General features: G+C 59.6%; 10 protein-coding genes and 1 tRNA gene. 3 read left to right on the plus strand and 8 right to left on the minus strand.

Going from position 1 to position 13405, the window contains the following annotated elements; all coding sequences use genetic code 11:
• Positions 1 to 3: 3 nt before the first annotated feature.
• The 4 genes from pxpA to KF757_11015 form a co-directional block, all read right to left on the minus strand.
• Positions 4 to 1764 carry a 5-oxoprolinase subunit PxpA gene (gene pxpA, locus KF757_11000; protein ID MBX3323509.1) on the minus strand — a complete coding sequence of 587 codons (1761 nt, stop codon included), beginning with the start codon at positions 1762 to 1764 and terminating at the stop codon, positions 4 to 6.
• Position 1765: 1 nt separating this feature from the next.
• Entirely contained in the window at positions 1766 to 2473 is a 708-nt protein-coding gene (gene pxpB / locus KF757_11005; GenBank protein ID MBX3323510.1) for a 5-oxoprolinase subunit PxpB, read from the minus strand.
• A complete protein-coding gene (locus tag KF757_11010; GenBank protein ID MBX3323511.1) occupies positions 2470 to 3597 on the minus strand; it encodes a DNA/RNA non-specific endonuclease in 1128 nt (375 codons plus the stop codon). Before KF757_11010 ends, pxpB begins: the two co-directional genes overlap by 4 nt.
• A gap of 128 nt (positions 3598 to 3725) precedes the next feature.
• Entirely contained in the window at positions 3726 to 5222 is a 1497-nt protein-coding gene (locus tag KF757_11015) for a CRTAC1 family protein (GenBank protein ID MBX3323512.1), read from the minus strand.
• 250 nt (positions 5223 to 5472) lie between these two features.
• Here KF757_11015 and KF757_11020 point away from each other — a divergent pair, with 250 nt between their 5' ends.
• Both KF757_11020 and KF757_11025 read left to right on the plus strand, forming a co-directional pair.
• Positions 5473 to 6456: a hypothetical protein gene (locus KF757_11020; protein MBX3323513.1), complete on the plus strand. Its 984-nt coding sequence runs from the start codon at positions 5473 to 5475 to the stop codon at positions 6454 to 6456.
• Entirely contained in the window at positions 6453 to 6965 is a 513-nt protein-coding gene (locus tag KF757_11025; protein MBX3323514.1) for a hypothetical protein, read from the plus strand. Before KF757_11020 ends, KF757_11025 begins: the two co-directional genes overlap by 4 nt.
• Positions 6966 to 7716: 751 nt before the next feature.
• Here KF757_11025 and KF757_11030 read toward each other — a convergent pair.
• Together KF757_11030 and tssI are read right to left on the minus strand one after the other, a co-directional pair.
• Positions 7717 to 9198: a hypothetical protein gene (locus KF757_11030; protein ID MBX3323515.1), complete on the minus strand. Its 1482-nt coding sequence runs from the start codon at positions 9196 to 9198 to the stop codon at positions 7717 to 7719.
• A 521-nt stretch (positions 9199 to 9719) separates the two neighbouring features.
• The gene (gene tssI, locus KF757_11035) at positions 9720 to 11762 is read right to left on the minus strand and encodes a type VI secretion system tip protein VgrG (protein MBX3323516.1); all 2043 of its coding nucleotides are present in this window, start codon (positions 11760 to 11762) and stop codon (positions 9720 to 9722) included.
• A 99-nt stretch (positions 11763 to 11861) separates the two neighbouring features.
• Here tssI and KF757_11040 point away from each other — a divergent pair, with 99 nt between their 5' ends.
• A complete protein-coding gene (locus tag KF757_11040; GenBank protein ID MBX3323517.1) occupies positions 11862 to 12398 on the plus strand; it encodes an FRG domain-containing protein in 537 nt (178 codons plus the stop codon).
• A 6-nt stretch (positions 12399 to 12404) separates the two neighbouring features.
• Here KF757_11040 and KF757_11045 read toward each other — a convergent pair.
• Together KF757_11045 and KF757_11050 are read right to left on the minus strand one after the other, a co-directional pair.
• Positions 12405 to 12478, minus strand: a tRNA-Pro gene (locus KF757_11045).
• Between the two features lie 125 nt (positions 12479 to 12603).
• On the minus strand, positions 12604 to 13386 hold the full coding sequence (locus KF757_11050; protein MBX3323518.1) for a prepilin-type N-terminal cleavage/methylation domain-containing protein: 783 nt from the start codon (positions 13384 to 13386) through the stop codon (positions 12604 to 12606).
• Positions 13387 to 13405 lie beyond the last annotated feature (19 nt).

Here is a 13405-nt window from a genome sequence, read left to right on the forward strand (position 1 = left end):
CAGTCACGTCGGAGTGTCATTGACGCTGTGGTCGAGCGCTCTGACTTCAATCCCGGCGGTGGTCAGTGTGTGACGCACGAGTTGCGCGATTTCGACAGCATCTGGAGTGTCGGCGTGAATGCACAGCGCCTGCGCGCTGATTGCGATCATTGAGCCAGAGGTGCTTTCGACCTGGCTGCGAGTTGCGATCGCAAGTGCTTGTCGGGCTGCGCGCTCGGGTGATGTTATGAGGGCGCCTGCGAGGGTGCGCGCGCGGAGTCGGCCATCGGGCTCATACGCGCGATCGACGAAGGCCTCGGCCGTCACGGTCGCGCCCCACGCCCGCCACCAGTCGAGAGCCTTCGACCCTGCCATTCCGACGAGTCTGAGGTGAGGATCGCACGAGCGGGCGGCGTCAAAGATTGCGCGTGCGATGTGCTGGTCGTTCGATGCGTCGTGGTAGAGTGAGCCGTGTGGCTTGACGTGCGACAGACGCACGCCAATCTGCTCGGTGAGGCGACTGAGGGCAGCAATTTGACTGGCCAGACTTGAGAGAAGGGCGTCTGGCGCGGTGTGGACTCGCCGCCGACCAAAGTGCTCGCGATCGGGGTAGGACGGATGCGCCCCTATTGCACAGCCTCTTGCCTTGGCAAGCGTGAGGGCGTGACGCATCGAGTTCTCATCGCCCGCGTGTCCGCCACACGCGATGTTGACGGAAGTGACGATCTCGATCAATGCTGCTTCGATCGCACATTCAGCAGGCGTGACTCCTTCGCCGATGTCGGCGTTGATGTCGATGGTGTGGCTTGATCTCGACGTTCGATGACGAGGGAGTAAAGTATCGAGCGTTTCTTCCTGCTCGCGGTAGAGGCTGCGCGCGTGTTCGGGAGTCACCATTTCGAATCGAATCTGTTCGCGAGGTCTGATCGTGCCGACGATGTGCAGATCGGCGGCAATCACGCACGCGATCATCGGATAGCCGCCGGTGGTGGGGCGATCGACGCCGAGGATGATCGGCTGGCTGTCACCCGGGATCTGAATCGCGCCAGTGGCGGTGCCTTCGGACGCCAGTTCAGCGGCTTCAGGCGGCACGGCAAGCGCTTGCCCACCCAGTCGCACACCCACGCGATTCGATCGATCGGACACAACGAACGCGGCACTCGTGAACGTTGCAAGGGCGGATGGATCGAACAGAATTGTGTGCAACGATGGTGTGACTCGCAGTGTGCGACGCGCGAGATTGCCTGCAAGCCAGCGTGAAATGTGGCGTGGCTCTGGGACATTTGGCAAATCAAACGTCCGTGACGCGATGGGCACTTCATCATTTGCACACAGCGCTCGGCCGAGATGCCCGCCGATTGAGGCTGAGATGAGCGTGGATCGGCTGTCGAGGACTCTTGGGACAGCGAAACCGCCATCAATTGCAAGGTAGCCGCGTGCTCCAGTAGCAAGACTGCCGATGTGTATGACCTCGCCCGCCCGCACGATCGTCGGTATGCAGGGGGGGAGAGGTCTTCTTTTTCGCCCATCGTGGATCATCGCAGCGGGACATGCGCCCCCTGTGATGCAGATCGTGGCGTCGCGTGTGAATGCCAGTGTTGGACCGACAAGCGTGAACTCGAGCACGGCTACGGCGTCGGTGTTCCCAAGTAAGCGGTTGGCAACACGCATCGACAGCGCGTCGGCTGCGCCCGATGGAGGAACGCCTAGCGCAGCACAGCCGATGCGACCTTGATCCTGCACCGTCGTCATCATGCCTGGCTCGATGATCCTGGCACAGTGCATGTCAATCTCGCGCCGAAGAGTTTGATGAACGTGAGATCGATTCAAACTCGCCGCGATGGATGGCGAGGAAGCGCACTTGATCTCCAGCTTGGAGCAATGACACAGGGGTGCGATTGGTATCGAAGATGTGCACCGGCGTTGCGCCGATCAATCGCCACCCACCAGGCGTGCTTTGCGGATAGATGCAGGTGCGTGTGCCGGCAATACCGACGCTGCCAGCTCGCACACGGGGCCGGGGCGACGCGAGCCTGGGTCCGTGCAGGGCCTTGGGCAAGCCTGCAATATACGCAAAACCGGGTGAGAATCCGAGAAATCGCACGGTGTACAAAACGCTCGTGTGCATTGATACAGTCGCTTCAATCGATAACCCAGCTCTGGCGGCGACTGCGTCAAGATCAGGCGCAAGATCGGCGTCGTAGCAGACTGGGATCGTGACGATGCGCTTCGGTTGCATCACTTGAGTGCGCTCGCCACACTTTCCGACGATTTCCAACGCTTGCGCGGCTATTTCGTCCGGATTGCGTGCCAGAGGATCGAGCAGTATCGCAATGGTGGTCGATGCAGGCGTGAGATCGATGACCTCTTCGAGGGCGGCGGATCGGAGCGCCTCGGCAGCTCGGGTGATCCGCTCGCCAGCATCATCGCCATCATCTTGAGCCAGCACGACATGAAATGATCTTTCGCTCGACCAGACGACGCGAGGGGTCATTGCGGTGGCCCGCAGACGCTACACGGTTCAAATCGGCCTCGCGCTTCATCAAGAGGGAGTGCAGTCGCGCCCGAACGAACAAATCGGCAAGATGCGATGTGATAGCGTGTGCCGAAGCCGGTGACATAAACCATATTGGCACCGGCCGCCACTGCTCCGTCAGCAGGATCGTCAACTCCGAGGACCGCACCATCGAAACTCATCGCAAATCGCTTACGTTCGAGGACATCCTGCACTTCACGCGGCAGTTCCCAGAAAAAATCGATGCCGGTCCAGTTCTCGATCGTGCGCACGCTGACGATGTAATCATCGAGTGGGCCGTGTGGCTCATCAGGATCATGCTCGAACAGGAACGCAATGATGGCGATGCCGTCGTCGGTGTCTCGGCCGACGATCTTGTAGAACATCGACGGAATGCTGACGCGGCCTGCGTTCTTGAGCGTCCGCGGGTTATCGCGCAGCACAGGCCCGCACATCATCCAGACTTCGCCATGTGTCTGCGCCCACGCAATGACTTGCCGTTCGAGAGTGGCCCAGATGCCGTTGTTGAACGCCTGGGTCTGCGGAGCGGCATTGGCAAGGTACATCCCTTGGCGTTCGCAGTCTTCGCTCCGACCATACAGCGTCGCCTGCATGGCCTGATGTCCGCGTGAGTAGCCGGAGTTTGTGTAATCTGCGTCTCGCGCGCCAATGCCAGCCAGTTCCGGGTCGGTTCGCCACGAGATGCGTTCGCGCGCGATCGCGGGCGCGGCGTCAACCCACTGCCGTGTGATTTTCTGTGAAACCCAACGCGGGAGGCGGTGTGTGTTGTCGTGCACAACGGTGTACCCCTCGCGGCGGATCGCAAGGTACAACGCTGGGTCATCGAATCTATAAAAAGGATACGAAATGAACTCGTGCTGCTCATCGATGGCGCGGGCAGCCCGAATTGCCTCCCCGCCTCCGAGCAGAATCGCTCGCAGAGTCGTGATTTCGGCTTCAATGGCGAGAGTGCGCTGCTGAGTCTGCGCCAACTCTGATTCAAGCTCGCGCAGGCGATCGGCAACCGAGTCCTGTGCCAGAGAACCACCCGCCAGACTGCATGCAATGGCGATTGCGATAAAGTAGACTCGGGTTCGTCGCATGGGTTACCTCGTTGCACGAGCAGGTACAGCATACTCCAAAAGGCAATTTGAATGCAAGTCCACAGGGCCGCGTCAAGCCCACTCAAGCGATTCATGGCAGAAGCGGGCATGCCTACCCGGTCGCCGCATCATTCCGGCCAGCCGTCCTCGGATTCGTCGGCGTACTGCACGTCGATCGTTCGGCCCACTGCAGGAACAACGACAGACTGTGTCTTGCCGTTTGGCCAAAGAATCGCCACGGTTACAGGTCCGGTGAATGAGCCGAGGCCGAAGTGCAAGATGGGGCTATTGGCGTTGCCTTCCCCGGTTCCGAGTTCGACTTGTCGCGACAGAATCTGTCCATCAGGGAGCGCGATTCGAGCCTGGGCGCCAACCGCCTGCTTGTTGATCGTCGTGCCGTCGCCCTGGAGCCGCACACCAAGATACTGAGCATCGCTCGTGCCGACATTCATGTACAGCCGCCCGGCGGTCACCAGATCGAGTCGGCCATCACCATCAACGTCGGCCCATGCGGCCTGGTAGGTCGGCGGAAGTTTTTCTAGCCCCGAGCCATCCGTCACGTCGGCAAACGACCATGCGTCGTCTCCCGAAGTGTTGCGATACAGCACGGGGTAGTTTTTGTGTCCGAAACTCGCATCCGCATAGACAGTCGTGAAGAAAAGATCGAGGCGGGTGTCATTATCAAAGTCGGCGCACGCGGGGCTTGCGTAACTTTCCTGATACCACACCCCGCACTCGGCCAAGTCTTCGAACGTCCAACCGTGAGTGGGGCCTCGACTGCGCAGGAAGCGGTTCTTGGGTTGGTCGCCGCGCGAATCCACATGCGCGAAGTTGCCGGCAAAAAGATCAAAGTGACCGTCGTTGTCGAAGTCACCCCAGCACGCGCCGATCGAGTGCCCGCCTCGAAAGGCTTCGCTCGTGGCGATGACGTTGAAGTGTTCAGCCTTGTCAGAAAAGTCGCCAGAACCATCGTTGACCCAGAGCAGATTCGGTTGAAGTCGGTAGTTTGAGACGTATATGTCAAGGTCGCCGTCTTCATCAAAGTCGCAGGCCGTAACGCCACGCGAGCGATGTTCGCTTGTCATGATTCTCAATGAGAATCCGGCGCCTTGTGTGCTGAGCAGCATGAAACTCGGATAGGTGACTTGCTTCTCCCAGTTTTCGTATCCGCCAAAATAGACATCAAGGAAGCCGTCGTTGTTGAAATCTCCGACTACCGCACCGCGGCAGACGGTCTCCGGCAGCTCGGGTAGCGCAAGCTTGTCGAATCGCATGCCGTCTTCGCCCAAGTGACCGATGTAGATCGCAATCGGCGAAATAGAGACAAGGTCGCCGATGCCGTCGTTGTTCAGATCGGCTATGAGGCCGTTGCCCGGCGCGGCGATGCGAGTGAACGCTGGGGGCGTATTGCCGTTCATTCCAAGGTTGTTGATCCACACAGCACCACCCGCGTAGAGGTCGGGCCAGCCGTCGTTGTTGATATCGCCCCATGCGACCGGGCCGCTTCCGATCGTCAGGCCGAAGTCTGCGGTGCGGTCAACGAAGACTGGTCGCCGTTCCGGGGCGGGGTTCAGACTTTCTCCTGCAGCCGGTGCGACTTGGGTGGTGGCTGCTTCTTGTGCCACAGAGGGAGTAAGCAAGACAGCCAAGGAGAATACGGCCGCGATACTGCCGCCAAAACCGGGCACAACGTGCCACAAGTGTCGGCGTTTCAGGCACATCCATCCATTGTACTTGGTCATGGGAGAAGAATACGGCAAGTCCTTTGAGCGGGCATCCGAAATTTATGCGCTCGTCATCCGTGATGTACACTCCGCAGCATCGCTTGAGGCAAGGACTGAACGTCAGATCACACAGCTCACATGGAGCGCATTCATGAACCTCCTCCGAATCATCCTGTCGATTCTGGTCGCCACTGCGCTGATGGGTTGCCGGACGCCGCCCAAGGTCGGGCCCTTCGCCGAGGCGTCATCGAGTCTGAATCTGGTGATCGACCAGACCGGCAAAGCCTTTGCTGCCGAACTGGCACTCATCGGGAGCGACTCGGAACAGACATCCGCAGACTTCGAGTCACTCTGGGCACCGCGTGTCCGAGTCGCTTCGGCCATTGCCGATTATGCTCATCGACTTGTCGAAGTGGTCAGCGCCGCAGAGAACAGTGCCAGTCAAGCCCGGGAAGTCTTCGAGAGTGGACAAAAACTCCTGGCATCGGTCAATACATTTCCCGGCGGGGATGCAGCCCTGAAACTGACAGCCGACGCATTCACGATCGTCTACGAGCGCTACGCGAATCAGCGAGCAGCCGTCACGGTCGATCGGGCGGTCCACGACGCCGACCCGATGATCCGCGATATCGCCAAGGTGTTTTCAGCCGACCTCCAGCGTTTGCGAAAAACACTGCCCGCGATGCGTTCAAATGCCATAACCAATCTCACAACACCCTATGCAGCGGAGGGGACTCGTCCGCTTGCTGCGCTCAATGACTTGCGCGACGAGCGGCAGGCGATTGCGGAGTATGTGTTGGGGCTATCGCTTGATGAGCAGTTGAGCGATCAGAACTTCGAGAAACTCAAAGTGCTGGCACTTCGAGAGCAGATGCTGCGTTCGTTCATCGAGACCGAGCAGAACAGTGAGTGGCACCAAAAACTCCAGCGCGAGCGAACCGAACTCAATGCCCGCTTCGATCAGATGGATGCGACCCTTGTTCGTGCTGCGGCGCTGACTGAAGCATGGGCCGCATCGCACTCCAACCTAGTTGATGCCGTTCGTTCCGGCCGCTCGCCCGACTACCGATTGCTGGTGCATATGACAGAGCAACTCCTCAGCGCGTACACCGAGTACGAGAAGGCTAGACCATGATCGACTGGAGAAAACTGGATAAGCGTTCGCCGCTCGCGTGGACGGCACTGGCCGACCAACTCATTGCAAAGTCTCAATTCTTCATATCCGCCGAATCGGTCGATCAGGGCGGCGTCGATGAAGCGATCCGAGACATGTCGGAGTTCGTCCAGAACGCCAACACCATCTGCCCGGTCGAAGCCATCGAAGCCGTGCGACGGGCGTCGAACCAGTTGACCAAAGCGCAGGCAGCTGCTGCAATTGCCGATCTTGCCACGCGCTCGGCTCGACTCGATGCGATCTCGGCCCGACTGAGTTCAGCCTCCAACGAACTCAAAGCAGACGCCGCCCGCCTACGACTCGAACCGGTCCGCAAAGCACTCGGGGCCGCATCAACCGCGCTGGCCAAGGTAAAGGAAGTTGAAGCAAGCGTGGCCAATCTCTCGAAGAACGACATTGCAGGCCGCGCTACCGAGATTGCTAAGGTGCTCGAATCGCTGATCAAAGAACTCGAATCCGCAGCGACATGACCGGTGATGCCCGATCAACCATAATCACTGGACTCAAGCGAAGCGGGATTCGGGTTATGCCATGTGGTCTATCCACGCTCGGACAATCGCTTCCAGCGCGGGTTGCTTCACTCTCACGTCGGCCTCATCCTCGAACACTCCAGCATTGGACAATTGCCTGACGTGCGAAGAGTTGGACGCGCAGCAAGTCATCGCATTAGCGATGGTTTGCCGTGGTCAAAATCGGGGTGACAGGATGCCAGTGGAACTCTTCGTGGCCGGAATACGGGCCTGGGAGCCTTGAATCCGGGTTATCTTACCGTGAAACCGTGAAACGACGGCCGACTGCGCAATCCGAGCAGGAGCGTCAGATCAGCGTCGCAAGCAGGCGCTGGACGAATTCGTGAAATGCGACAACATCCGCCTTGGTGTATGCGGCTGGTGGCACAGATCACGCGCCTGTGTCTCTGGCCGTGCCACCGCTCGCCGATTCCTCCGGCGATCGGTGCAGGGGAAGTGCGCGAATGGCGTTCATGAGTTCAGGCTCGGAGTCGAGTTGTTCGCGCACGAAGGCATCGCGCTCGTCGGAAGCCAGGTCGTGCGACTCGAGGTAGACACGCTGGACGAGTGCGAATTGGGTTGGGGTGAGATTGGACGTGGTAAGAGGTCCGCTCTCCGGTCAGTTTACCAAGTTCGCGGATGAGTGCGTTCATGAACAGAAACTCTGTTCGCTTCGCAAATGAGACTCGGATTGAGGCTGGATGCGTGGCGACTAGCGGCGGTTCTTGGCAACATCTCGCGCGAATCGATCGTACGTCGTGGCCTGCTTTCGAGCAGCATTGTACGAATCACCTGGAAACGTCCCTGATGGTTTATAATAAACTTCATTGTTCACCCACCACCCTTTTGACCAGTCCCATTTCCAGGGCACCTTTCCAGCCCGGTGCATGTTCTCGTGTAGGATCGACCCGCCGAGATCGTCCGAACCCTTGCCCAGTGAGTCGGGGTTGATTCGAACTTCGTCACCACAGCCCCATATGTTGCACGAGACCTGCGCGCCGGCGGGGCCGCCGCTCAGCCCGTTGTCGACAACGTAGTTTCCACTGTCGATCTTTGACTTTCCGATTTCATAGTCCTTGATAAGCTGGTCAACCTTGGCGTCGTACTTCGGATCATTCGGATCGAGTTTGAAGTGCCTCGACACGCGCTCCTGAGCTTCCGGGTCGCCCCCCTTGGCGAGCTCTAGTTCGATGACTGAGCCATCTGCAAGCTCGCCAGCTTCCTGCTTCGCAGACTCGATTTGCTGCTCTGGAGTTTGCGACTGCGCCGCTGACGCCCCATTCGGGTCTTCGCACATCTGCCCCTCATCCGCGCTTGCTTGGCACATCTGACCGTCCTCAGCAGGCGGTTCGCACGATTGATGCTCCGGATCGCATCCCAACGCGTGATCCTCATCCGCTGCGCCTTCCGAACTTTGTGCAGCAGATTCGTCGCAGGCCTGCTCGGAAGGGTTCTCATTGTTCGACTGATCTGACGCCTTCTGTGCCTCCACCTTTGCGGCATCATCATCCTCTCCCATGCTCGAGATCGCGACGGGCATTCCTGTCGTGCCTATGCGGACGTTCTGCACTGTCGGCTTCAGAAGCGTCTGCCCTCCCACACCGGTGCATAACGCCGTGTGGTCCTCGCCCGTGACAGCCAGGCCCTCTGCGATGACAGTCGGGTTTGCCGTGTTCACAGGCCCGCCCACATGTGGCGTAGACCCATTGAACAGAGGGCATGCCTGCACATCGTTCAATCGCCCAACGGTCAGCCCGCCAGCGAGTGTTTTGGCTGCTGTCGCCGTCAGCACGCCGCCGTGGTCGGTCGGGCTGGTGTTGTGGGCGATGGCGATCCCCGAGCTGCGGGCCTTGCCCATCACATACTCGCGGGCTTGATCGAGCGTGCTCGCATCGGAACCGGGCGCTGCAGGGCTCGAGGGGCTGAGGACTGCTTCCATCAGTGCCGATTGCGCGTGACTCTGCAGTTCGCCCATGAGTTTCTGGGTCGCCATGTGGGCGAGATGTTCACCGGTCGACGATTCGTCGTCCACCGCCCACGCTGACATCGCCAAGCCTGCGATTTTGTCGAATCCCATTCCGATCAGCGTGCTCGACCCGATCGAAGCGAGCCCACCAAGAAGCCCGGACATCGAGAGACCGCCGAATGCGCCGATGCCGCTGCCCGACTGGAGCACCGAAGCGAAACCCTGCATCGCGACTCCCTGTGCGATCTGAGAACCTTTGCCATGCGACGACCAAAACGATGACCCCTCAGCTTCCGCACTGGCATCGTCCCCTTGGCCGAACGCGGCAAACTCTGCATGCACGGCATCACGCAGTGTCGCCGCCAGGCCTGGAGGAATATTGATTGCTGGCCCGCCACTCTCGGCCAAACCATCGCTCAAAGCGACGAAACCCCCGCTTAGGCCTGCTGCAGTCCGCGCGTCATGTGGGTAAGGCCGTAGTGATGTCATCCCATCCCGCGTTAATGACACGACAAACCTGTTGCCTTGCGAGTCCATCAATACCGGCCTTGCCATCGGACGCGGACTGGGAGGAAGACCTTCCCATGTTCTTCCGCGGCTCACGGTCTCGAGCCAACGCTGGGCCCGACGGGCATCCCGTCGCAGTGCCGATGCAGCGCGGAGGTCGTACCCCGCGAGTCGATATGTGCCATGCGTGATGTTTGCGGTTGTCAACATTGATGGCTCTCCTCTGCGTCAGTGCGGGCCAATCAGCAGTTCAGTTTGACATTGGCGCCATTCACGGCTGCGTCGCCGCTTGCCTCGATCTCAACCATGCCGCCAGAGCCGACATGTGCGAGCGTGCCGCCCTCCATCCGGTTCACGATGCCCGCTGAGATGTTGAGCGCGCCGGTCTGTGTCAGCATGGCTGCGCCAGCGATGTTGGTAAGCGGGGCAGCGACGTTGCAGTTGACAGCTCCGGCCATGGTGACAACCACCCCGCTGATCGTGATAAAGCCTGCTTGATTCATATGAATCGTGCTTGCTCCGCACTTGAGGGTGATGCTTGTCCCTGCGTCGATGATGATGTTCTGCCCGACGCTGATCTGCTGATTCTCGCCCACCTGGCGAGTTTCGTTTACGCCGATGACTACCAGTTCGTTGTTGCCGACTTTGCGGGAGCGGTCCACGCCGACTTCTCGCGTCTCGTTGTTGCCGACCGTATCGAGGCGGTCGTTAAGCACATTGTGCACTTCATCCTTCTGAGCGCGGATGAACAGCTTTTCCTTTTCTCCCTCATCGTGCATCGTGATCTCGTTGTGGCCGCCGCTGTGACCAAGGCTGTTCGAACGCAGCGTCAACTGCATGGCAGCGGCTTTCATGTTCGGCGGGGCTGTTTCCCCCTTGGATGCATCGCGTCCGGCGTTGCTGACCGGAGGCATGCTCGCGCCGTTGTAGACGCGGCCCGTTATGATCGGGCGATCGGGGTTGCCTTCGAGGAAATCGACGATGACTTCCTGCCCGATGCGTGGGATCTGGATGCCGCCCCAGCCTTTTCCTGCCCATGGCTGGCTCGAACGGATCCAGCAAGAACTCTCCTGATCGTGTTGCCCGTAGCGATCCCAATGGAACTGAACTTTCACTCGGCCGTGCTTGTCTGTGTAGATCTCCTGATCGGCTGGACCTACGACCATCGCTGTCTGCGGGCCTTGAACGATCGGTCGTGATGAGCTGATTGCAGGCCGGAAGCGGCGTGTCGCTTCGATCGCATCGATTGATGATGTCACCACCATCTGCGGATCGCGTGCACCGCCCGATGACTCGTACTCATCGAGCGACAAGTCCAATTCCGAACGAGTTATAACGTAAGCTCCGACATTGAACGGGTCGTTGTCGATCGTCAGCCTTCGGCCAGCCTCGAGAGCACGCGATGATGTTCGTCCGCGAAACTCCTGCTGGTCGTGATGCAACTGCTCGATGCGCACGCTGCTGTAGCGTTCGCCTGGCTCGTGGTTCAGATATCCGCCCGGATAGTCGTACACCTCAAACGTCGCTGCTGGCGGCGACCACGGCGCACGGGCTCGCGTGAGCAGGTGCTTGCCCGGGTTCTCAAAGTCGTAATCCGTGTGCGCGAAATTGCGAGGACGAAGACGGCTCACGACCGACCAGCTCCACACGCGTTGGTCGAGCTCATGCTGGGCATCGGGCTCGATGTAAGGCAAAGCGGGACATGCTGGCGACGGCGCACAGGCCGGTGTATCGTCCATCAACACCAGTTCATGCTTGTGCCCGGAGTGTTCAAAGCGGTAGGAAATGCCTTCGTCCTCCATCAGTCGACTGACGAATGCGAGGGCGGATTCGCGATACTGGACGCAGTAATCCCGAGCCTCGTACGCATCCGAGAGTTCATCGCGAAAATCTACAAAACCATGATCGCGAAACACACGCTTGATGATTTCAGGAACCGTCATTGCCTGAAAGATGCGACAATCGGTCGACTGTTCGAGCAGCCGAAGCCAAGGCACTACCGTCGCGCGAAAGCACATCGTCCGACCCCGATCCGGCTCGCGCCGGCACGCCCAGACGTACCCATTGATCGGGCGCACCGTGCCGTCCGGCAGATCGATCTCAATCGACACGATCTGCCCGACGAGCGCCCCCACATCGAGCATTCGATCATCGCTTCTCAACTCGAGTTCGTACTCGAACGGACGCGAAATCGATTCGGTTCCTGAAAGTCTGCGAAGCAGCACGGTGTCGGGTGCCAGTTCGGTCCATACGCGGACAGGACGCGAGCCATGCTTCCTGTGCAATTGGCAGGATTTTCTCAAAGCGTTGCGTGCCGACCGGATCATAATGCAAGCTCCCTTCTTGACGAGTCATAAGCGGAATCCGCTCAGCTCTACTCCTGCTTGCGCCGTTTTGCAGGGCGATGTGCAACACAGGGAGCAAGTTGCAGGCAGGCCTATTCTGCTAGCGACGTGTCGCTGCTCAAGCATTTCCAGGATCAGACCAGTGCCCTTGCCTCGTCCTCGGAGCGAGAATACATCAAGGGAGGCATTTGGAATCTGATGGCAATCGGACGCCACTCTGGACTCCCCACGCGCGCTGTTGATTGGGCAAGGTCGCCATGGGTTGCAGCATACTTTGCATGCATGAAACGCCGCGATTCAGAAGGCAGCATCTGGTGGTTTAATCAACAGCAGTTGGAGGACGTGCCAGTAGTCGCGCCGGCGTTTGGTGGCCGAGTCGGTGAGCGTGACGATCGCCTGGTTGTACCCGGCGCGGGTGCGGTAAGCGGGTGTCTTGGGCAGTTTGGGCGATGTGTTTCGGGCCATCAGGAGCGTCTCCCGCAGAGTTGCGCGGTGTACACCGCGCGAATTTCTGCGTTGAGCCGCTCCGCCTTACGCTGGCGGGTATCCGAAAGTCCCAGATTCGGCGATACTTAAACGAAATCGGGGTGATAGGATTCGAACCTACGACCTTCTCGTCCCGAACGAGACGCGCTACCAAGCTGCGCTACACCCCGTCAAAATCAGGCCGGATCATATCCCGCAGCCGCCAGGTCAGCCAGTGTTGCCCCTGCCCGTCGCCAGACCCAAATCACCGGGGCCCGCAAGCCGGTGGGTTTCAGGCCAGCGTCGCCACCTGGTTTCAGTTCTGCACCCGTTTAGGCTGCACGCTGTAGACGTTGTCATCCGTCGTTGACGGGTCGCCATCTTCGCCCGCCGAGTAAAAGTATGGCCTCGGGCTCGGGCACAGCCCGCCGTCGCTGTCGCCTACGAGATTCGCGGTGGCCTGACGATCTGCATCACTCAGGAAGTTACGACGGATTGTGCTTATCGCCAGAGCGCTGCGCAGCGTCGCGTCGCGGATCGGGCTTGCCGTCGCATCGGACAGGTTCACGCCTGCGCCAGCCTGGCCCACACTGCGTGTGCCCTGCAGCCACTCGCCGTCCCACGTCGGATGCACATACCGAATCGGGCGGTCCCAAGCGTCGAACACAGTGCGCAGCGAAGGCATCGGGCCACCTTCATCCGCGTCGTACAACCGGACAAACTTCGGATTGATCTGGTCAATCGCCGCTGCAACTCCACCTGTGCCCTCAGCCTGCTTGAGAAAGAGTCCCAGCGTGTTGACAACCCGATCGCCGCCGCTCTGATACACACCGTCGATGACCGCGAAAGCGTTTGACGTCGAGCCGCTGGTCAACTCGATGCGCACGACAGGATCAGGGATCTTGCCGAGGCGATTAACATAGTCGGCCATCGCCGAGTCAAGCACCCGAATCGTGTCGGCAGTCGCGCGCGACTTGCCCGATTCGACGACCTTGCCGCCGACAATCACCGCAATCGCAGCCAGGATGCCGATGATGCCGATGACGACGAGAAGTTCGATCAGAGTGAACGCGGTTGCTCGCTTGTTCAATGACTGCATGGTGAGTTTCCGGTCAGCA

This window comes from Phycisphaeraceae bacterium, from assembly GCA_019636795.1.
Taxonomy (GTDB): Bacteria; Planctomycetota; Phycisphaerae; order Phycisphaerales; family UBA1924; genus JAHBWW01.